The sequence below is a fragment of the Kribbella sp. NPDC048915 genome, from assembly GCF_040649595.1.
Taxonomy (GTDB): Bacteria; Actinomycetota; Actinomycetes; order Propionibacteriales; family Kribbellaceae; genus Kribbella.
Genome location: NZ_JBEZFT010000113.1, coordinates 1 through 20,275, shown reverse-complemented (window position 1 = coordinate 20,275; position 20,275 = coordinate 1). Strand labels below are relative to the sequence as shown.

Below are 20,275 nucleotides of genomic sequence, written 5' to 3'. Positions count from 1 at the left end.
GGCGGCGCGACCAAGGTCTCGAACCTGGCGCTGCTGTGCCGTCGCCATCACGTCGATCTGCACGCCGGCCGCTGGCACATCACCATCGTCAACGGCGAGGTTCAGGTCAGTCGCCCCGCCTGGTCTCAACCACCACCGGCACGCAAACGCCGCAAACCACAATCACCAGGCGTACACCCACCCACGCCCGACGCCACGACCCAGCCGCCCGGCGCCACACCCGGCACGCCCAACGCCGCACCCGGCACGCCCGGCGGCGCAACCGGCACGCCAAACGCCGCAACCGGCACGCCCGGCGGCGCACCTGGCACGCCAAACGCCGCAACCGGTACGCCCGGCGGCGCAACCGGCACGCCAAACGCCGCAACCGGCACGCCCGGCGGCGCACCCGGCACGCCCAACGCCGCACCGGGCACGCCCAACGCCGCAACCGGCACGCCCAACGCCGCACCGGGCACGCCAAACGCCGCAACCGGCACGCCCGGCGGCGCAACCGGTACGCCCGGCGGTGCACCCGGCATGCCCGGCGGCGCACCGGGCACGCTCGAGGACGCTGCGGGTGCGTGTCATGGGGCCGTGGACTGCGACATCGACGTACCGTGGCACGACGTCGCAGCGCGAACCCACGACGTCGCAGCGCGAACCAAGGACAACGCAGCCGGCCCGTGCGACAGTGCCATCGGCACCCACAACCCCAGCGGAACGTCCGACGTCGCAGCACCCGAACCCGACGTCTGGGCAGACGCGCCCGCCAATGCCCTCGGCAATCCGGCAGACCGTACACACGGCAGTGCAGCCGGTATGCCCGACGGTGCACCTGGTGCACCAGACGCCGCAGGTCATGCGGAAGCAGCCGAGCCAGCCGAGCCAGCCGAGCCAGTCGAGCCAGTCGAGCCAGCCGTCAGTGCCGGCACCCCTACGTGGTGGAGATCCAACGAAGCGACTCTCCGAGCCGCCGACGCCTTCGCCGCAGCCGACTGACTACCTCCGCAGTCGCCGCGTCCGCGACGCGTGCTCTCGCGGTCCGACCCGTGCGACCTTGCCATCGGCACCCACTCCGCAAGCGGAACGTCCGGCATCACATGTCCGGCATCACACCCTCCGGCATCACACGTCCCGGCATCGCCGCATTCGAAGCCCACTTCTGGGCGGACACGCCCGACCACGCCTTGGCAATCCGGCGAACCATACGCCAGGCGCCCACAAGCGGCTGCCGGCACCGCAACCGGCTTGTCAGTCACCGCAACCGGCTTGTCAGTCACCGCAACCGGCCTTGCCGACGGTGCACTCGGCAGACGCCCGAGCTCGTGCAGAAGCTGCCGAGCCAGCCGTGGGTGCCGGCACCGGTACGTGGTGGAGCTCCGACGAAGCCACGCGGGCGGAGATCCGACGAAGCGACTCTCCGAGCCGCCGACACCATCGCCGCAGCCGATTGAACGCCGGACGCCGCGACGGCAGCGCACCAGCAGCCCGAACACCCCACCGCCAATCAAGCCGCCGCCAAACCAGCCGCCGCGATCGCACAGTACGTCCCACCGCCGCACATCCCACCGCCGCACGTCGCACCGCCCCCGCGATCGCACAGTACGTCCCACCGCCGCACATCCCACCGCCGCACGTCGCACCGCCCCCGCGATCGCACAGTACGTCCCACCGCCGCACATCCCACCGCCACACCGCCACACGTCACACGTCACACCGCCGCACGTCGCACCGCCGCACGTCGCACCGCGGCACGTCGCTGCCCGTGAACCTTCACAGCGGCACCTGCCCGGCAGCACCGCCCCGGCGGCACCTTCCCGGTAACCCCAACTCCCACGTCGCTCACCGAGCGACCAATCCCACCCGCAGTACCGCAGCGCCGTCCCCTGACCGCAGCGCTGCGGTCGCGCGTCCGCCAGCTCGTCCGGCAGCTCGTTCGGCAGTTCATTCGGCAGTTCATTCGGCAGTTCGTTCGGCCCGTGCTCGACGAGCATCCTGCGCCGAAGGATGTCGACGCTCCGTACCTCGCGTCCACGGCCCCGGCTCGAACCGGCGTACCCCTCCGCGGGCGTGGTGGGGGCAGAACGGGCAACAGCCTCCGGCCTGCGGGCATGCAGGGGGAGGCTGTTGGTCCTGGAGGTCAGGAGAGGGCGGAGCCTGCCTTGTACTTGGCCCAGGTAGTGTTCCAGTCGGTCCAGCCGTTGCCTGGTTCCATGTGGCGGGTGGTGCCGGTGACGATGACGGGGTCACCGCGGAGGGTCTGGTTGTAGTACCACTGGGCGTCCTTGAGGCTCATGCCGACGCAGCCGTGGCTGACGTTGGAGTTGCCTTGGCTGCCGGACGACCACGGTGCGCCGTGGATGAACTCGCCCGAGTTCGTGACGCGCTGGGCCCATTTCACGTCGGGGATGTTGTAGTACTCCGGGTCGCCGGGCTTGAGGCCGACCGTGGCGGCGTCCATGTGCTTGATCTTGAACTTCTCCATGATCACCTTGACGCCGCTGCGGGTGGTGAATCCGTCCTTGCCGGCGGTGATCGGGATCGTCCGGGCCAGTTTGCCGTTGATCGTCACGGTCATCTTGTGGGTCTTGACGTTGATGTTCGTGACGACCGACTTACCGATGCTGAAGGAGATCTTCCGGCTGGCGGTGCCCCAGGTGTTGTTGCCGGCGTTGACGCCCTGGGTGTCGATGTTGACAGTTACCTTGGTGCCGGCGGGCCAGTAGTTCTTAGGGCGGTAGTTGACCTGCTTGCTGCTCACCCAGTGCCAGCTGCCGTCGACCGGGACCGAGGTCTTGACCGACAGCCGCTTCTCGACGGCGGCGCGGTCCTTGACCGGGTTGTTCCAGAGAATCTGGATCGGCAGCGCGACGCCGACGGTCTCACCGTTCAGCGGGACGACAGAAGCTTTGAGGCTCTTGGCGGCCTTCAGGGTGGTGAAGGTCGAGTTGATCGGCACGGTGGCGCCGTCGGTGCCTTCGGCCGAGCCGGTGAGCTTGTACGACGCGCCGGGCTTGAGGTGTGGCTGCGAGGTCCACTGGGTCTTGTCGTCGTTGAAGGCGCCGGGGACGGTGTCGCCGTCGTCGTCCTTCAGGGTGATCGCGGTCAGCTTGCCGGCTGTGGTGGTCACGGTGACCGGCTTGTCGGGCTGCACCGACTTCGCGCCCTTGGCGGGCACCACAGCGATGCTGGCCGCCGCGGACTGCGACGGGGTCGTCGAGCCGTCGGGGCTCGTGGAGGCGCCCGGCGACGTGCTCTGCGACGGCGACGTGCTGCTGCTCGTCGTCCCCCCGCCGCCACCGCCGGCCCCGGCTTCCGTGTCACTACAGGCCGTCCCGGCCAGCAGCAGGACACAGATCCCCGCTACGGCCAGGCCGTGTTTCCGCACCGAACCGCTCAGCATTTCCCCAGCTCTCCCCTGTTTAGTCAAACCGCGATCAGGGTAACCTGCCGCGGCGACATTTCCCTGCATCCCGCACGCCCCCATCTGGTCCGGACCACAACTCTGTGTGCATCCTCGGTACCCGGCGTGCATTCCTACAGACGCACGAAAACGCCGCCCGGTTCGTTCCCGGACGGCGTTTCGTACGAATCTCAACTAGTGAGCGTGGTCACCCCGGTAGTACTCGAAGATGAAACCGCTCAGCGTCACGATGCCGATGCCGCAGCCGGCGATGAACAGCCACCAGCCGAAGACGACGCCGAGCACGACGACCGACAGCGTCAGCGCGCACCACAGCGGCCACCAGGAGTGCGGCGGGAAGAAGCCCAGTTCACCGGCCCCTTCGGCGATCTCCGCCTCCTTGCGGTCCTCCGGCCGGGCGTCCATCCGGCGCGCGGTGATGCTCAGATAGAACGCCACCAGCAGGGCCAGGAAGAACGTCATCACCAGCGCGGTGGTACCGGTCGGGTCCTCCGACATCAGCCAGTAGATCGGCGTGACGACGAGTACGAACACACTCAGGATCCCGAAGACCCAGGCTTCGACCTTCACGCCTTGTCCTTCCCTTCGGTGTCCGTACTCGAGCCGGTCTCGCCACCCTGCTCGACCAGGTGCTCGACGCGGCCCTGGTCTTCACCGGCGTCCAGCAGGTTGTCCTTGCCGGCCTGGTTGTCCGGGTACTCCGCGAGCGCGATGTCGGCGTGGTGCAGGTCGAACGCCGGGGACTCCGACCGGATCCGCGGCAGCCGCTCGAAGTTGTGCCGCGGTGGCGGGGAGCTGGTCGCCCACTCGAGCGAACGGCCCCAGCCCCACGGGTCGTCGACGCCGACCTTCGGCGCCTGGCGCGACTTGTAGACGTTGTAGAAGAACGGCAGCATCGACGCGCCGAGGATGAAGGCACCGACCGTGGACACCTGGTTCAGCGCGGTGAAGCCCTCGTTGGCGCCGTACGACGCGTAGCGCCGTGGCATGCCCTCGACGCCGAGCCAGTGCTGCACCAGGAACGTGGTGTGGAAGCCGATGAACAGCAGCCAGAAGTGCAGCTTGCCGAGCCGGTCGTCGAGCATCCGGCCGGTGAACTTCGGCCACCAGAAGTAGAACCCGGCGAACATCGCGAACACCACGGTGCCGAAGACGACGTAGTGGAAGTGCGCGACCACGAAGTACGAGTCGGACAGCTGGTAGTCCAGCGCCGGCGACGCCAGGATGACGCCGGTCAGACCGCCGAAGAGGAAGGTCGTGAGGAAGCCGATCGACCACAGCATCGGCGCCTCGAAGGACACTGATCCGCCCCACATGGTGCCGATCCAGTTGAAGAACTTCACTCCGGTCGGGACCGCGATCAAGAACGTCATGAACGAGAAGAACGGTAGGTTCACCGCGCCGGTCACGAACATGTGGTGTGCCCACACCGCGACCGAGAGCACCGCGATACCGAGGGTCGCGCCGACCAGACCGATGTAACCGAAGACCGGCTTGCGGCTGAACACCGGCAGGATCTCGGTCACGATGCCGAAGAACGGCAGCGCGATGATGTACACCTCGGGATGCCCGAAGAACCAGAACAGGTGCTGCCACAGGATCGGGCCGCCGTTGGCGGCGTCGAACACATGGGCCCCTAGTGCTCTGTCGGCCTCCAGGACCAGCAGCGCCGCGGCCAGGATCGGGAACGCGATCAGGACCAGGATCGAGGTCACCAGGATGTTCCAGGTGAAGATCGGCATCCGGAACATCGTCATCCCGGGGGCGCGCATCGTGATGATCGTGGTGATGAAGTTGACCGCACCGAGGATCGTGCCCAGACCGGCCATCCACAGACCCATGATCCACAGGTCACCGCCGATGCCCGGCGACCGCACCGCGTTCGACAGCGGGGCGTAGGCGAACCAGCCGAAGTCGGCCGCGCCGCCCGGGGTGAAGAACCCGCTGATCGTGATCAGGCCGCCGAACAGGAACAGCCAGTAGCTGAACATGTTCAGCCGCGGGAACGCGACATCCGGGGCACCGATCTGGATCGGCATGATCTCGTTGGCGAAGCCGACGAACAGTGGCGTCGCGAACAGCAGCAGCATGATCGTGCCGTGCATCGTGAACAGCTGGTTGTAGACCTCTTCGTTCACGATCTGCAGGCCCGGCTTGGCCAGCTCGGCGCGGATCAGCAGCGCCATCACGCCGCCGATCAGGAAGAACACGAACGACGTGACCAGGTACATGTGCCCGATCAGCTTGTGGTCGGTCGTGGTCAGGTACTTGACCAGCAGTTGGCCCTTGCTGCGCGGCCGCGGCAGCGCCGTGGTGCTGCCGATGGCGCCACTGCGCTCGGCGAAGTCCGTCACTTCTCGCCCCCTGAACCGGGAATGGTGGTGGCGTCCTCGCCACCCGTTGCGGCGCCGGTCTGACCCTTCGCGGCCAGCTCGCGCAGGTGTGCGTCGTACTCGTCGCGGCTGACGACCTTGACGGTGAACACCATGCGGCTGTGGTAGAGGCCGCAGAGCTCAGCGCACTTGCCGGCGAAGGTGCCGGTCTTGGTCGGGGTCAGCTCGAACTTGTTGGTCTTGCCCGGGATGACGTCGAGCTTGAAGTAGAACGACGGCACCCAGAAGGAGTGGATGACGTCCGGCGAGGTCAGGTCGAACTGGACCGACTCGTTCACCGGCAGCCACAGCGTCGCGGGCTTGTCCAGCGTGCCGGTCTCCCAGACGCCTTCCTGCCCCTCGACGGTGTCCTTGTAGTTGAAGGTCCACTGCCACTGCTGGCCCACCACGTTGATGGTGTGCTGCGGGCTGGCGCTCATCTTCGTGACCTGGTTGCCGTGCTCGACGGTGTAGAAGAAGAGCACCGCGATGATCGCGAAGGGCGCCAGCGTGTACAGGACCTCCAGCGGGAGGTTGTAGCGCACCTGGCGGGGTACGTCGTCGTTGCGCTTGCGGTACCGCACGACGGCCCACAGGATCAGGCCCCAAACCATCACGCCGATGATCAAGGCAGCGATCCAGGCCCCGATCCAGAGGCTGCGCACGGCCTCGGTCCGGTCCGATGCGCCCTCGGGCAGACCGAGTCGCTTCCACTGCTCAGTGGTCGCCGTCGAGCAACCGGTCAGCAGCACGGTGCCGAGCACCACTGCACTACCGACCAGCAGGCGACGCTTCGCCGGCCGTGTGGCGCCGGCAGAACCTGCCGGTCGCACATCCACTCCGGGCGTGCCGTTCGAACCCACGGGGCGCCTTTCCCTTCCCAAGTGAGACTGACAGCCAAACACTACTGGACACCGTTCGCCGTTCTGCGGACAGGTAGGCCTTAGCGTTTCCTGTGTGAGCGAGCGTGCGTATCTGGACGCCGCGTCGGCCGAGGTGATGCACCCGGCGGCACGGGAGATGTTGCTGTCGGCAGTGGATTCCGGATGGGCCGATCCGGTGCGTCTGCACCACGAGGGACGGACCGCCCGGCTGCTGCTGGACAACGCCCGGGCGGTGCTCGCGGAGGCGGTCGGCGTCCGTGCGGACGAGCTGTACCTGACCACCTCCGGTACGGCGGCGATCCAGGCCGGGCTGTCCGCGGTACGGGCCGCTCGCGGCCGGAAGGGCACGACGATCGTCCACAGTGCCGTCGAGCACTCCGCCGTCCTGCACACCGCGGGTGATGCAGCGGAGGAGATCGCGGTGGACCAACTGGGCCGCGTCGACCTGCAGGCGTTCACCAAGGCGGTACGGCGTCCCGGTGTGGCCGTCGCCGCGCTGCAGTCGGCCAACCACGAGGTGGGGACGCGGCAGCCGATCGCCCGGGCGGCTGAGGCGTGCGGCGACGTACCGCTCTTTGTCGACGCATCCGCCTCCATCGGGCACGACGCCGTACCGGAGGGCTGGGATGTCCTGGCCGCCAGCGCGCACAAGTGGGGCGGGCCGGCCGGTGTCGGATTGCTGGCGGTGAGAAAGGGCACACGCATCGCACCGGCGTGGCCGATGGACGAACGCGAGGACGGCCTTTCCCCCGGCTTCCCGAACGTCCCCAACGCGCTCGCCGCGGCTGCCGCGCTCCAAGCCCGCCAGAAAGAAGCCGTGGACCTCAACAAGCAGCACCGGGAGTGGATCGACGAGGTACGGCGCCGCGTGGCCGCCGACATCCCCGACGTGGAGGTCGTCGGTGACCCGACGGACCGGCTGCCGCACATCCTGACGTTCTCTTGCCTCTACGTGGACGGTGAGGCTTTGGTGACCGCCCTGGACGCAGAGGGCTTCGCCGTCTCCAGCGGTTCCGCCTGTACGTCGAGCACGCTCCGGCCGTCGCACGTCCTGGCTGCGATGGGCGTCCTGACGCACGGCAACGTCCGTGTCTCGCTCGGACGCGACACGACGTACGACGATGTGCAGCGGTTCTGCGTAGTACTGCCGGGCATCGTGCAGCGCATCCGGGCCGAGGTGGGAATGTGAACGTCGACCTCGACTGCACCGGTCTGCTCTGCCCACTCCCGGTGATCAAACTCGCCAAAACGCTACCGACCGTGGCCGTCGGCGACACGGTCACCGTGCTGGCCGACGACCCGGCCGCCGCCACCGACATCCCGGCCTGGTGCCGGATGCGATCCCATGAGCTCGTCAGCCAGACAGAAACCCGCTACGTCGTCCGGCGCCTCAGCTGACGGGTGCCGATGGGTACCGTCTCAGATGTGATCGACGCCGAGCGTATTGCCGTACTGACCGGAGCCGGGATCTCGACTGCCTCGGGGATCCCCGACTTCCGCGGGCCCGAGGGCGTGTGGACGAAGGACCCCGCGGCGGAGGCGATGTTCGACATCGACGAGTACGTCGCCCGGCGCGAGGTGCGGGTGGCGGCCTGGAAGCACCGGCTGACGATTCCGGCCTGGGAGATCGAGCCCAACCCCGGCCACCAGGCGCTGGTCGAGCTCGAGCAGCAGGGCCGCCTGACCGGTCTGATCACGCAGAACGTCGACGGACTGCATCAGAAGGCCGGATCGTCGCCGGAGCTCGTTCACGAGCTGCACGGCACGGTCCGCGCCGTCGACTGCCTCCAGTGCGGACGCCGGATCCCGATGACCGACGTACTCCCCCGGCTCGAGTCCGGCGACGAGGACCCGGCCTGTGCGGTGTGCGGCGGCATCCTGAAGTCCGCGACGGTGTCGTTCGGCCAGGCGCTCGATCCGGACGTCCTGAAGCGTGCGGTGGCCGCCACCGAGGAGGCCGACCTCTTCCTGGCTGTGGGTACGTCGCTGCAGGTCTACCCGGCCGCCGGGCTCTGCGACCTCGCGCTGAACGCCGGCAAGCCGCTGGTGATCGTCAACGCCCAGCCGACGCCGTACGACGAGCATGCGACCAGCGTGCTGCACACACCGATCGAGACCACGCTGCCACAGCTCGTGACCTTACCGTGATCTTCGAGCCCTCCCCACGCTGCACACCGGCAGCTAGCGTCCCCGGCAGGTCTGTCGGCGGGGAGGGAGCCGTGATGCACGGATTCAGGCGTTGGACTGCAGGCTTCACCGCGGCGGCGGTGGTCGTCCTCGGACTCGGCACCGCAGCACCGGCACCGGCCCAAGTGACGGCCGACCGCGTGGTCAACCCGGCACCGGCCGACCTGGCCGGTACGGCGGTGACCGCGGCGGACCGGAGGCTCGCGACCCCGAGTCTGCGCCAGGACCTGACCAAGGAGCGGTTCTACTTCGTGATGGCGGACCGGTTCGCCAACGGCGACAAGTCCAACGACGCCGGTGGCCTGACCGGCGACCGGCTGACGACCGGCCTCGACCCGAAGGACAAGGGCTTCTACCACGGCGGCGACCTGGCCGGTGTGATCCAGAAGCTCGACTACATCAAGTCCCTCGGGACCACGTCGCTCTGGCTGACCCCGTCGTTCAAGAACCGCCCGGTGCAGGGTTCCGGCGCCGACGTGAGCGCCGGGTACCACGGGTACTGGATCACCGACTTCACCCAGATCGACCCGCACCTGGGCACGAACGCGGACATGAAGCGGCTGATCGACCTCGCGCACCGCAAGGGCATGAAGGTCTTCTTCGACATCATCACCAACCACACCGCGGACGTGATCGGGTACCAGTCCGGGCAGTACGGCTACGTCCCGAAGTCGGCCGCGCCGTACAAGGACGCCCAGGGCAACGTCTTCGACGACAAGCAGTACGCCGCCGGCGACACGTTCCCGCCGCTGGACAAGAACGTCAGCTTCCCGAACGTCCCGGTGTTCCGGACGCCGGCCGACGAGACCGTGAAGGTCCCGGCCTGGCTGAACGACCCGACGCTCTACCACAACCGCGGCGACTCGACGTTCGCCGGTGAGAGCGCGGAGTACGGCGACTTCGTCGGGCTGGACGACCTGTTCACCGAGCAGCCGAAGGTCCGCGACGGGATGATCGACGTCTACAAGACCTGGGCCGAGTTCGGGATCGACGGGTTCCGGATCGACACCGTGAAGCACGTCAACCTGGAGTTCTGGCAGAAGTTCTCCCCGGCGGTGCTGGCGGCGGCCCGTCATGCCGGGTCGAAGGACTTCTTCATGTTCGGCGAGGTGTTCGACGCCAACCCGCAGTTCATGTCGACGTACACCACGCAGGGCGCGCTGCAGGCGACGCTCGACTTCGGTTTCCAGCAGAACGCGATCGCCTATGCGAAGGGCGATCCGGGGACCAAGCTGCAGGACTTCTACGCGAACGACGACTACTACACCGACGGCGACTCGAACGCGTACCAACTGCCGACGTTCCTCGGCAACCACGACATGGGCCGCGTCGGGACGTTCCTGAAGCAGGCTGGCGCGTCCGGGCCGGAGCTGCTCGCGCGGGACAAGCTGGCGCACTCACTGATGTACCTGACCCGCGGCCAGCCCGTCGTGTACTACGGCGACGAGCAGGGCTTCACCGGTCCGGGCGGTGACAAGGACGCGCGCCAGGACATGTTCGCGACCCAGACCGCCGACTACGCCGACGACGAGGTTGTGGACGGCACCGGTACGACGACGATCGGCAGCCGCGACCGGTACGACGTCAACGCGCCGATGTACCAACACATCGCGGCGCTGGCGAAGCTGCGCGCGAAGTACCCGGCGCTGTCCGACGGCCGCCAGGTGCACCGGTACGCGTCCAACAGCAACGGCCTGTACGCCTTCAGCCGGCTCGGCAACGACAACGTCGAGTATCTGGTGGTCGCGAACAACTCGACCACCGCGGCCACCGCCACGGTTCCGACGTACGGCTCGAACACCGTGCTGAAGCCGGTGTACGGCGGCAGCAAGGCGCTGAAGACCGACCGGGAGGGCAGGGTGGTCGTGAGCCAGGCCCCGCTGTCGGTGACGGTGTACCAGGCCCAGTCGAAGGTCCCGCCGCGAGCGAAGGCTCCGCAGGTGTACATGAGCTCCCCTGAGCTCGGGGCCACGGTCGGTGGCCGCGCGGAGATCGCTGCAGCAGTTCCCGAGAACACTCCGGTCACCGTGACCTTCGGCTACCGCCCTGTCGGTACGACGGAGTGGCAGCGGCTCGGTGCGGACGACAATGCGCCGTACCGCGTCTTCCATGACGTGTCCGCGCTGCCGAAGGGCACGCTGCTCGAGTACCGCGCCGTACTGCGCGACATCTCCGGCAACTACTCCGTGTCCGGCTCGTACGGCGTGGTCGGTGACGCGACCCCACCGGGTGACGGCGGTGGCCCGTCCGGTCCGGTGGTGCAGCCGGCGAACGTGTCGGTGCCGGGTGACCACAACAGCGAGATGGGCTGTCCCGCGGACTGGTCGCCGGACTGCGATCAGGCCCAGTTGACGCTGGACGCCAAGGACAAGGTGTGGAAGGGCACGTACACCATTCCGGCCGGTGAGCACGCGTACAAGGCGGCCATCAACAAGACGTGGGACGAGAACTACGGCGCCGGCGGTGTCCAGAACGGCGCCAACATCTCCTACACCGCACCGAACGGGCCGGTGACGTTCTACTACGAGCACGGCCGGCATTACGTCACGTCCAACGCGGAGGGGCCGATCATCACCGCACCCGGGTCGTACCAGAGCGAGCTGGGCTGTCCGGAGGACTGGGACCCGGCGTGCATGCGACCCTGGTTGACCGACGAGGACGGCGACGGGACCTACACCTGGTCGACCACCGAACTGAAGGCGGGCAGCTATGAGGCGAAGGTCGCGCACAACCTGTCCTGGGACGAGAGCTACCCGGCGAACAATGTGCCGGTGTCGGTCCCCGCGGACGGTCTGGTCGTCACGTTCACGTACGTTCTCGCGACCCACCAGTTCACGGTGACAACGGCCAAGCCAGGTGCGCAGCCGGACCTGAGCCAGGCGAAGGCGTACTGGCTCAGCCGCGACACGCTGGCCGTTCCGGCGGTCGCGCACCCCGAGCGGTACCGGTGGCGGCTGCACTGGTCGGACACCGGCTCGCTCAAGGTCGACGCGAACGACATCGGCGGTACGTCGGCCGCACTGCGGTACGACCCGGCCGAGGTGAAACCCGGCTACACCACGCTGCGGCTCGGGAAGGCCGACGTACCGAAGATCCTCACCGGACAGCTCGGACTGGCGCAGTACGACGACGTTGGCCGGCTGGTCGACGCGACCGGCGTACAGATCCCGGGTGTGCTCGACGACGTGTACAAGAGCGCCACCAACCGCGCGTACGGCGTCACGTGGAAGCGCGGTAAGCCCACCTTCACCCTGTGGGCGCCGACTGCTCAGCGCGTCCGGCTGCTGCAGGGCTCCACGGCGGTGGACATGCGCCGCAACAGTGACGGGTCGTGGGAGGCCAGTGGACCGCGGTCGTGGAAGAACGCGCCGTACCGCTACGAGGTCACCGTCTACGCGCCGAGCACCGGCAAGGTGGAGACGAACGTCGTCACGGACCCGTACTCGCTCGCACTGACCGCGGACTCGACGCACTCCGTCGCGGTCGACCTGAACGACCCGGCCGGGAAGCCCGCACTCTGGTCCACCACACCGGCACCGAAGCTGGCGCGCAGTGTGGACTCGACCATCTACGAGCTGCACGTGCGCGACTTCTCCATCAACGACACCACCGTGCCCGCTGCGCACCGCGGTACCTACTTGGCCTTCGCCGACGAAGGCAACGGCACCAAGCACCTACGGAAGCTGGCAGCGGCCGGGCTGAACACGGTGCACCTGCTGCCGACGTTCGACATCGCGTCAATCCCGGAGACCAATCAGGAGACACCCGCGTGTGACCTGAAGTCGCTCGCGCCGGACTCCGAGCAGCAGCAGGCCTGTGTGACCGCTGTGGCCGCGAAGGACGGCTTCAACTGGGGCTACGACCCGTTCCACTGGCTCGCGCCCGAGGGGTCGTACGCGACGCAGAAGGACGGGTTGGCGCGGGTCGCCGAGTTCCGCACGATGGTTGGTGGGCTGCACAAGTCCGGACTTCGCGTCGTGCTCGACCAGGTGTTCAACCACACCCCTGCCGCCGGTCAGGCGCCGACGTCGGTCGTGGACAAGATCGTGCCCGGCTACTACCAGCGGCTCGACGCGACCGGCAAGGTCGAGACCTCGACCTGCTGCAGCAACATCGCCACCGAGCACGCGATGGCCGAGAAGATCATGGTCGACGGCACGGTGAGCTGGGCGCGCAACTACCACGTGGACGGCTTCCGCTTCGACCTGATGGGTCACCACACCAAGGCGAACATGCTGAAGGTCCGGGCCGCGCTGGACAAGCTGACCCTCGCCAAGGATGGTGTGGACGGCAAGTCGGTCTACGTGTACGGCGAGGGCTGGAACTTCGGCGAGGTCGCGGACGACGCGCTGTTCGAGCAGGCCCGGCAGGGCAACCTCGGCGGCACCGGTATCGGGACGTTCTCGGACCGGCTCCGGGACGCGGTCCGCGGCGGCGGGCCGTTCGACGAGAACCCGCGGCTGCAGGGCTTCGGCTCGGGCGCGGCGAGCGACCCGAACGGCGACCCGGTGAACGGTACGCCGGCCGAGCGCGCGGAGCGCCTCGCCCACGACACCGACCTGGTCCAGCTCGGTCTGGCCGGCAACCTCAGGTCGTTCAGCTTCCGCTCGGCCCAGTCCGGCGAGCCGGTGCGCGGCGACCAGGTCGACTACAACGGCCGGCCGGCCGGGTACGCCGACGAGCCGAACGAGATCATCACGTACGTCGATGCCCACGACAACGAAACGCTGTGGGACACGCTGACGTACAAGCTGCCCACCGACCTGCCGATGCCGGACCGGGTCCGGATGAACACGGTGTCACTGGCCACCACCGCGCTGGCGCAGACACCGTCGTTCTGGCATGCGGGCGCGGACCTGCTGCGCAGCAAGTCGCTGGACCGCAACTCGTACGACTCCGGTGACTGGTTCAACCTGCTCGACTGGACCGGCGCGGACAACGGCTTCGGCCACGGCCTGCCGCCGAAGCCCGACAACGAGGCCAAGTGGCCCGCCATGAAGCCGCTGCTGGCGAACCCGGCGCTGAAGCCGTCCGCGAGCGACGTGACAACAGCTTCGGCCGCGGCCGCCGACCTGCTGAAGCTGCGGTTCTCGACGCCGCTGTTCCGGCTCGGGTCGGCGGCGCTGATCAACCAGAAGGTGAGCTTCCCGCTCAGCGGTACGACGCCGGGAGTCATCACGATGCGCATCGACGACACCGTCGGCGCGGACGTGGACCGGTCGCTCAAGGGTGTCGTCGTCGTGTTCAACGCAACCGGCGCGGCCGTCACGCAGCAGATCCCCGGCCTGACCGGCGCCGACCTGTCCCTGTCCCCCGTCCAAGCCGCCGGGTCGGATCCGGTGGTCAAACAAACCACGTGGTCGGCCGCGACCGGCACCGCCACCGTGCCTGCTCGGACCGTCGCGGTACTGGTTCAGCGCTGATCAGCGAGGACAACCAGCTAGGGCACGCGGACGACCAGCGCCGACTCGTCGACCTCCGCGGTCAGCGACGTCCCCTCGCTGATCGCGTCGCCGTCGAGCTGGCGCCGTACGGTCCGGTCGGCGCGCACCTGGATGCGCCGGCCGGTGAAGCGCTCGACGTGGCGCTCGCGCCAGGACTTCACCACCAGGCCGACGGCGAGCCGCGGCCAGTGCGAGATCCGGCGCGGCGCGAGCACCACCAGGTCGATCTTGCCGTCGTCGGGCCGGGCGTTCGGGAGCAGCGGGATGTTGGCCTGCAGGGTGCCGACGTTGCCGATCACCACGGTGCGCGCGCGACGCCGTACCGGCGGCTGGTCGTCGACGGTGATCGTGACCCGGACCGACGGATGGTTCAGGTTCTTCAGCGTCGACACGACGTACGCTGCCCAGCCGACCCGCTTCTTCAGGTCGTCCGGGGCGTCCTCGATGATCGCCGCGTCCAGGCCGAGACCGGCCATCACGACGAACCGGTCCGTCGTCAGCTGGTCGCCCTCGACCAGCACGCTGTCGATCCGCTGCTCGGAGCCGTCGAGAAGCTCGGTCAGCGCGACGTCGAGGTCCAACGAGATGCCCAGGTTGCGCGCCAGCAGGTTGCCGGTGCCGCCGGGCAGGACCGCGACCGGGATCGCGGTCCGGGCCAGCTCGGCGCAGACCACCCGGACGGTTCCGTCGCCGCCGGCCACCAGCACCAGGTCGACCTGTTCGTCGATCGCGCGCTTGGCCATCGTGACGCCGGCATCGTCCGCGGTCGTCTCCAGCCACAGCGGCTCGTCGATCCCCCGATCGGACAGTGCGGACTCGACGGTCCGGCGGAACAGGTCGGCATCGACCTTGATCGGGTTCACGATGACGGCTGCGCGCTTGATACTCACCTGATGGTTGTCCGTTCCGGGAGATAGCGTGCTGTGCGTGAGCAGACTTCCACGGAGTACGCCAGAAGCCCAGGGTTTGTCCTCGGCCGCGCTCGACAGTTTCGTCGGGGCGCTGGACGCGGGCCGGCCGGAGATCCAGACCGTGATGCTGCTGCGCCACGGTCACGTCGTCCTCGAGGAGGAATGGTCACCCTACCGGCTCGACGACCGGCACCTGCTGTTCTCGGTGTCGAAGAGTTTCACCTCGACAGCCGTCGGGCTGGCGATCGACGAGGGACTGCTGTCGCTGGACGACGCGGTGACCTCGTTCTTCGACTCCAGTGAGCTGCCGGACACGGTCAGCGACAACCTGGCCGCGATGAAGGTGCGGCATCTGCTGACCATGACGACCGGGCATTCCAAGGACACCGTTGAGGCGCTGAGCCGGGACCGCCGGATGGTCAAGATCTTCCTCGGGCTGGACGTCGAGCACGAGCCCGGCACAGTGTTCGTCTACAACAGCGGCGCGACGTACATGCTGTCCGCGATCCTGCAACGGCTCACCGGCGAGCGCCTGCTCGACTACCTGAAGCCACGGCTGTTCGAGCCGCTCGGCGCGACCGAGGCGACCTGGCAGGTGTCCCGGGAGGGCATCACGGTCGGCGGGTGGGGTCTGAGCATCAACACCGAGACGCTGGCCTGCTTCGGGCAGCTTCTGCTGCAGCACGGCGAGTGGCAGGGCAAGCAGCTCGTCCCGGCCGAGTGGTACGCGGCGGCGACGGCGCGCCAGGTCCCGAACGACTCCGAGGAGAACCCGGACTGGAAGCAGGGGTACGGGTTCCAGTTCTGGCGTGGCCGCCACAACACCTACCGCGGCGACGGCGCCTTCGGACAGTTCTGTCTGGTGTTCCCGGAGCACGACGCGGCCCTGATCGTCACCAGCGCGACCACCGACATGCAGGCGATCCTGAACACGGCCTGGGAGTACCTGCTGCCCGCCTTGGAGGGCAAGGAGGTCCCGGCCGTCGCCCGCCCGGAGCGGCTCGAGCTGCCGCCGCCGGCCGGCGCGGCCCCGGCGGCCGGGGACGGCCGGACGTACCGGTTCGCCGGCGACAACTCGGTCGGGCTCACATCGGTCCGGATCGACGCCGACGGGACCGGCACCTTCACCTTCCGCGACCTGTCCGACGACAGCGTCCACGAACTGCGCTGCGCCGCCGGTGACTGGCACGAGCAGTCCGCGCCGGGCACGGTCCCCGACGGCGCACCGGAGTCCGGCGCGCGCGTCCTCACCAGCGCGTACGGCGACGGCGACGCGTTCGTGGCCACACTGCGCTGGGTGGAGACGCCGTTCGTCGCGACGCTGACCTGCCGGGTCGACGGTGACGTGATGACGGTCGTCGGCCGGCTCAACGTGTCGTTCGCACCGACCGAATTCACGCTGACGTCCGACTGATTTCAAGTTCCATGTCACAAACCTGAACCGGCGCGTGTCCTCCGGGTCGCAAGCAGACGACGGAGGACGACGACATGAAGATCTTGGTGGCAGGTGCGACCGGCGGACTGGGCCGGTCGCTGGTACCGCAGCTGGTCGCGGCCGGACACAAGGTGACCGGGATGACCCGGTCCGAGTCCGGCGCGGCCGGTGTGCGGGCGTTCGGCGCGGACGCCGTACTCGCGGACGGGCTGGACGCCGCCGCCGTCCGGGCAGCGGTGGAGTCGGTACGGCCGGAGGTGGTCGTCCATCAGATGACCGCACTCAAGGGCGGCATCGACTTCAAGCACTTCGACGACAGCTTCGCGATGACGAACCGGCTGCGGGTCGAGGGCACCGACAACCTCCTGGCCGCCGCGCAAGCTGCCGGCGTACGACGGTTCGTCGTCCAGTCGTACGCCGGCTGGAACCTGCAACACGGCGGATCCGCGACGAAGACCGAGGCGGACCCGCTCGACCCGAACCCGCTGCCCGCGCAGCGCCAGAGCATGGCCGCCATCAAGCACGTAGAGTCGGCCGCGCTCAACACCGAAGGCATCGAGGGTGTGGCGCTGCGGTACGCGAGCTTCTACGGGCCGACCGGCGACGTCGGCAAGGGCGGCTCGATCGTCGAGCTGATCCAGAAGCGCCGGATGCCGATCATCGGCGACGGTGCCGGGGTGTGGTCGTTCATCCACTACGACGACGCGGCCGCGGCGACCGTCAAGGCGATCGAGAGCGACGCGACCGGCATCTACCAGATCGCCGACGACGACCCCGCGCCGGCCGCGGTCTGGCTGCCGGAGTTCGCCCGCATCCTCGGCGCGAAGGCACCGCGGCACATCCCCACCTGGATGGGCCGCCTCGCGGTCGGCGACGTCGGCGTGGCCGCCTTCACGACGATCCGCGGTGCCGACAACAGCCTGGCCAAACGCACCTTCGACTGGCACCCCCGCTACGCCTCCTGGCGAGAAGGCTTCCGCAACGGCCTCTGATCCCACCGAGCTGACGCCGCGGCCAGCAAAGTGCTGGGCGGAGAAGTACTGGCCGGAGAAGTACTGGGCGGAGTGGCGCAGGAGACCTGCACAGGAGACCTGCACAGGACGCCGCCACAGGACGCCGTCACTGGAGGCCTGCGCAGGAGGTCGCGCGCGTGCGCGGTGGAGGCTGGCTCGCTGGGCAGCGGTATCGGGCGGTTGGGGCCGAGTTTGGGGGTGTGAAGCAGATCGAGTTTGGGGCGTGAAGCAGACCGGGTCCGGGTTCTGGCAGCGGGCATCATCGGTGGGTGTGAACAGGGTCAGGTGGGTGTGGAGTGGTTATTTCCTGTTCAAGGTCACCGGCGCGCGGGCGCGGCCCCGGTTTGTGGGTTTGTGGGGCAGTGGGTCCGGGGTGAGGCGGTCGGTTGGGGGTCGGGTCGGTTCGCGGCCGGCAGCGCCGTCTTCGCTCTCGGCGCGCCGGTGCCGGCTGTGACTGGGCCGGGTCCGGGTGCTTGGTGGAGGTCGTGACGCCGGGCTGTGATGCCAGGAGGCGGGGTACGAGGTCGGGTACGAGGTCGGGGTCGGGGTCGGTCTGCGGCCGGCGGGGCCGTTCCTGGTCCTCGGCTCCGCGGCGCAGGCTGTGCTCCGGACGGGTTCACATGCTTTGTGAAGGTGGTGACCCCGGGCGGCGGTGCCAGTCAGCGGCGGCCGAGCTCGGGTTCAGTCTGCAGAGCAGACCCGTTCCTCGGCGCCGGCTCGCCGGTGCGCCCGACCACTCGCTGGTGCGCCCGACCACTCGCCGATCCACCAACCACTCGCTGCCTCTCCGGCCGTTGGTTGCTGGTCGTGCGGGATGAGCCAGGGGTTCCTGCACCACGTCCGTGACCCGGCGGCCTTCTGGACGAGGACATGCCTGATCGCCCGGCGACGACCGTGATCGATTTGGTCGGTCGGCCGGGCGATGCGGCGAGCACTGGCGTTAGCCGGTCCGGTTGCGTGGGAGTTGGTGCGTGCCGGTGTGGTCGACAACGAACCGGAACCCGTGCGGACTGACCCAGGCGACGGCCCCGCTGGGCAGGCGCCGGTTGTGCCAGCCACCGAAGGTCTTGGCCCGGTGATGCAGTCGGCCTTGCGGTATCAGGTTGTCCACACTCGTCTGGCCAGGCTGAGTCCCTTGCCCACCCCGGTCAGCCCGGTCACCCCGGTCACCCCGGTCAGCCCGGTCAGCCTGGTCAGCCTGGTCGCCTGGTGGTTCTGGATCGGCGCCGCGGTCGCGGACGCGGGTGTGGTCGTAGGGGGTGATGTGGTCTTGGTCCATGCGTACGGTGGCTTCCGCGCCGCTGTAGGGGAACATGTCGACCGGATGCCGTAGGCGGACGCGTTCGCGGATGCGGTCGGGGATCTCGTAGCTGTGGACGCTGACTTGGTCGTGCAGGTCGATGACCGGTTTGACCACGAAATGGTCGTGGCCGAGCAGTTCCTTCAACTGGGTGGCCAGTTGGGGACCGAGTTCCTCGACCCGCAGCACCCCGGTGCCGGTGGCCAGCGTCAGGTCGGTCAGATGCACATACAGCGTGTGCCGGGCCCGTGAACGTGTGCCGGCGCCGAGGCCGCTGCGGTGCGCGTCGCGTTTGATCGCGGCCAACCGGGCCGCGAGGGTGGCGGCCATGCCGCGCCGGGTGAACACATCCTCTTCCGCCACTGCGACGCCCTGATCCACGCCCGGTTCCGCGTTCGCGTCCTGGTCGGCGTCCCAATCGATGCCCCAGTCGATGTCACAGTCGGTGTCACGGGCGGTGTCGCAGTCGGAGGCGTGGCTGTGTTTTTGGGGTGGGGCGGGCTGGGTTGTGGCGAAGGTGTCGTCGAGCGGGGGTTGTCCGGGTGTGTCGGTGGACGTGGGTTCCCAGCCGTGGGAGTCCATCAGGTACGCCTCTTCGAGGCGAGCGCACTCGTCGTCGGCAGGTTCGCCGACCCCACCGGATCCGGGAGGCGTACCGGTTGAGTCCGGCTTGCTGGTCCTGTCCGGCGTAGCTTCCGGGTGCGGCGTCCGTGTCGGGTTCGAAGCGCGAGCCGGGTCTGGAGCCCCTGCGTGAGGCGTACCGGTCGCGCCCGGCGTACCGCTCGCGCCGGGCGTACCTTGCGCGTCCGGCGTGCGGGGCGGGTTTGGTGCGTCTGCCGGGTCTGGTGTGTGCGGGGCTGCCGGGTCTGGGGCGTCCGTCGGGTCTTGGGTGGTGGCGAGGTGACGGGCGACCTCGATCAACTGGTGGGCGGCGGCGGGATCGGCGATCCAGTCGATGGCCTTCGCGCGGCGCTGGTTCAGCGAGTCGGTGTCACCCAAAGCCTTCAACGCCCGGGCCAGATCATCGATGGTCGCGTCGAACCGGATCACCGCACCCGCCGCGGCCCGCACCCAGATCCGCTTCGTGCCGGCCTCGTCAGACTGCGACACATACACCCCGCGCGCCTTCGCCGCCGCCTCCGCATCAGCCTGAGCCCGAGCCGGGTCGGCTTGTGCGATTGCGGCAGCGACAAGTTTCTTCAACGCACCCGGCGTGATCGTGTTGATGCGGCCCGCGACACGCCGGTCCACGATCTCGGCCGCCTCCAGCGACAAACCCAGACAGGCATGGGCGATCTTACGGGCCCGCCACGCGACCGCGTC

At 68.7% G+C, this 20,275-nt stretch carries 11 protein-coding genes and 2 pseudogenes; 7 read left to right on the top strand and 6 right to left on the bottom strand.

Annotated features, from left to right (window positions below; genetic code table 11):
- Nucleotides 1-981 (top strand): annotated as a pseudogene (locus AB0B82_RS33250) (hypothetical protein); the annotation flags it as partial.
- A 1,141-nt stretch (nucleotides 982-2,122) separates the two neighbouring features.
- On the opposite strand, the gene AB0B82_RS33245 reads toward AB0B82_RS33250, so the two are convergent.
- From AB0B82_RS33245 to coxB, 4 genes are all read right to left on the bottom strand, one after another.
- On the bottom strand, nucleotides 2,123-3,385 hold the full coding sequence (locus AB0B82_RS33245) for an Ig-like domain-containing protein (protein WP_360177786.1): 1,263 nt from the start codon (nucleotides 3,383-3,385) through the stop codon (nucleotides 2,123-2,125).
- A gap of 195 nt (nucleotides 3,386-3,580) precedes the next feature.
- Entirely contained in the window at nucleotides 3,581-3,976 is a 396-nt protein-coding gene (locus AB0B82_RS33240) for a cytochrome c oxidase subunit 4 (protein WP_360177783.1), read from the bottom strand.
- Nucleotides 3,973-5,730, bottom strand: a complete 1,758-nt coding sequence (gene ctaD, locus AB0B82_RS33235) for a cytochrome c oxidase subunit I (protein ID WP_360177789.1) — start codon at nucleotides 5,728-5,730, stop codon at nucleotides 3,973-3,975. Before ctaD ends, AB0B82_RS33240 begins: the two co-directional genes overlap by 4 nt.
- 26 nt (nucleotides 5,731-5,756) lie before the next feature.
- Nucleotides 5,757-6,545: a cytochrome c oxidase subunit II gene (gene coxB / locus AB0B82_RS33230; RefSeq protein WP_360177780.1), complete on the bottom strand. Its 789-nt coding sequence runs from the start codon at nucleotides 6,543-6,545 to the stop codon at nucleotides 5,757-5,759.
- A 190-nt stretch (nucleotides 6,546-6,735) separates the two neighbouring features.
- Here coxB and AB0B82_RS33225 point away from each other — a divergent pair, with 190 nt between their 5' ends.
- From AB0B82_RS33225 to pulA, 4 genes are all read left to right on the top strand, one after another.
- A complete protein-coding gene (locus AB0B82_RS33225) occupies nucleotides 6,736-7,851 on the top strand; it encodes an aminotransferase class V-fold PLP-dependent enzyme (protein ID WP_360177777.1) in 1,116 nt (371 codons plus the stop codon).
- Nucleotides 7,848-8,060 carry a sulfurtransferase TusA family protein gene (locus AB0B82_RS33220; RefSeq protein WP_360177774.1) on the top strand — a complete coding sequence of 71 codons (213 nt, stop codon included), beginning with the start codon at nucleotides 7,848-7,850 and terminating at the stop codon, nucleotides 8,058-8,060. The genes AB0B82_RS33225 and AB0B82_RS33220 overlap by 4 nt, the downstream gene beginning before the upstream one ends.
- A gap of 27 nt (nucleotides 8,061-8,087) precedes the next feature.
- Nucleotides 8,088-8,810, top strand: coding sequence for a Sir2 family NAD-dependent protein deacetylase (locus AB0B82_RS33215; RefSeq protein WP_360177771.1), 723 nt, complete (start codon nucleotides 8,088-8,090; stop codon nucleotides 8,808-8,810).
- A gap of 74 nt (nucleotides 8,811-8,884) precedes the next feature.
- The gene (gene pulA, locus AB0B82_RS33210; protein ID WP_360177768.1) at nucleotides 8,885-14,272 is read left to right on the top strand and encodes a pullulanase-type alpha-1,6-glucosidase; all 5,388 of its coding nucleotides are present in this window, start codon (nucleotides 8,885-8,887) and stop codon (nucleotides 14,270-14,272) included.
- A gap of 17 nt (nucleotides 14,273-14,289) precedes the next feature.
- Here pulA and AB0B82_RS33205 read toward each other — a convergent pair whose 3' ends face one another.
- Nucleotides 14,290-15,183 carry a diacylglycerol kinase family protein gene (locus AB0B82_RS33205; RefSeq protein ID WP_360177765.1) on the bottom strand — a complete coding sequence of 298 codons (894 nt, stop codon included), beginning with the start codon at nucleotides 15,181-15,183 and terminating at the stop codon, nucleotides 14,290-14,292.
- Between the two features lie 37 nt (nucleotides 15,184-15,220).
- Here AB0B82_RS33205 and AB0B82_RS33200 point away from each other — a divergent pair, with 37 nt between their 5' ends.
- Together AB0B82_RS33200 and AB0B82_RS33195 are read left to right on the top strand one after the other, a co-directional pair.
- Nucleotides 15,221-16,618, top strand: a complete 1,398-nt coding sequence (locus AB0B82_RS33200; protein ID WP_360177762.1) for a serine hydrolase — start codon at nucleotides 15,221-15,223, stop codon at nucleotides 16,616-16,618.
- Between the two features lie 74 nt (nucleotides 16,619-16,692).
- The gene (locus AB0B82_RS33195; protein WP_360177759.1) at nucleotides 16,693-17,631 is read left to right on the top strand and encodes an NAD(P)-dependent oxidoreductase; all 939 of its coding nucleotides are present in this window, start codon (nucleotides 16,693-16,695) and stop codon (nucleotides 17,629-17,631) included.
- A 961-nt stretch (nucleotides 17,632-18,592) separates the two neighbouring features.
- On the opposite strand, the pseudogene AB0B82_RS33190 reads toward AB0B82_RS33195, so the two are convergent.
- Nucleotides 18,593-20,275 (bottom strand): annotated as a pseudogene (locus AB0B82_RS33190) (hypothetical protein); the annotation flags it as partial.

Coding starts and splice junctions, on each gene's coding strand:
- AB0B82_RS33245 (WP_360177786.1), bottom strand. CDS start 3,385: ATGCTGAGCGGTTCGGTGCGGAAACACGGCCTGGCCGTAGCGGGGATC.
- pulA (WP_360177768.1), top strand. CDS start 8,885: ATGCACGGATTCAGGCGTTGGACTGCAGGCTTCACCGCGGCGGCGGTG.
- AB0B82_RS33195 (WP_360177759.1), top strand. CDS start 16,693: ATGAAGATCTTGGTGGCAGGTGCGACCGGCGGACTGGGCCGGTCGCTG.